We start from the raw sequence: 1,333 nt of genomic DNA, 5'->3' as shown, positions 1-1,333 counted from the left end.
CTCAACTTTCGGGATTGAATAAATAGGTGAAAATTATCAGTAAATGCATGATATTATGATATAAAACATTGAAGAGCCCTAACCTTTGAATTATAATGGAATCACCACAATTCATAATAAAATCAAAAAGAAAGGGCTCAAATGGAAGATATCCGACTCGATTCAGAAATTCAAGAGAACATCCAAATCCAGGGTAAAGTTAGCACCTTCTTCGACACCTTTGCCATAGGTAAATTATTGTATCAATGTGGAGTTCGTAAGCGCCATGGTTTTGGACCTCGATTTCTAATAGAAGCCATTTTCCTATTACCGTTCGTCGGCATGAACCTCTACCGTGGAATAGTAATTAACGAAGAGTGTGCAGTTGGTAAGGATGCAGTTTATGAGATTCTCAAAGGCACAACCTACAACTGGCGACGTTTATTGCTTCATCTTGGGGTTAAACTACATTCATTCTTCAACCGCTTAACTGACGAAGAGCGGGAATCGGTATTGATCATTGATGACAGTACCTATGATCGATCCCGGTCCAAAAAAGTTGAGCTTCTCAGTCGGGTGAAAGATCACACGACAGGGCGGTTTGTAAGAGGTTTCCGCATGCTGACTATCTGCTGGTCTGATGGCGTCAGTTCCTTGCCTCTTGACTTTGCTTTATTGTCATCAGCTAAAAAAAGTAACCGCTTTTGTGAGAGTGAAAAGCAACTCGACAAGCGGTGTTGTGCATATCGCAGGCGTGTTGAGGCGACCATGAAATCCACTGAACTTCTGGAACCGATGCTTCAACGTATCTTATCTGCTGGGATTCAGGCTCGCTATTTATTGATGGATAGCTGGTTTGGCATGCCGGCAACGATAGCCTTACTCAGCAAACACATAAGTGTCATCTGCATGGTGAAAAAAACTTCAAAAGTACATTATGGGTTTGAAGGACACCCTCTTTGTGTAAAGACTATTTACGAGCGACTGCGGAAACGCCGAGGGAAGGCAAAAATCCTGGCTAGTGCTGTGGTAACCATAAAGGACGGACAACTTGTAAAACTGGTGTTTGTACGGGATCGTCGCAAAAAGGATTGGCTTGTTCTGTTATCAACTGACATAGCTCTTTCGGAATCAGATATTGTGCGAATCTATGGAAAACGTTGGGATATCGAAGTGTTCTTCAAAATGGCAAAACAACATCTGAAGCTGGTTAAAGAAATCCAGTGTCGTGACTTTGATGCATTAATCGCTCACACAACAATCGTTTTCATGCGCTACATGTTTGTTGCCTACAATTGTCGACGTGAGACAGACCACCGGACATTTGGTGAGCTTTTCTTCGCGTGTTGTGATG

1 protein-coding gene is annotated in these 1,333 nt (G+C 42.3%); it reads left to right on the top strand.

The features are described from left to right. Window positions 1–141: 141 nt before the first annotated feature. The coding region (locus FCL48_RS24635) for a transposase (protein WP_136876747.1) at window positions 142–1,333 on the top strand (1,192 nt) is incomplete at its 3' end.

The organism is Desulforhopalus sp. IMCC35007 (assembly GCF_005116575.1).
Taxonomy (GTDB): domain Bacteria; phylum Desulfobacterota; class Desulfobulbia; order Desulfobulbales; family Desulfocapsaceae; genus Desulforhopalus_A.
Note: the sequence above shows the minus strand (reverse complement) of the source record. Positions and strands in the feature narration are given on the sequence as shown.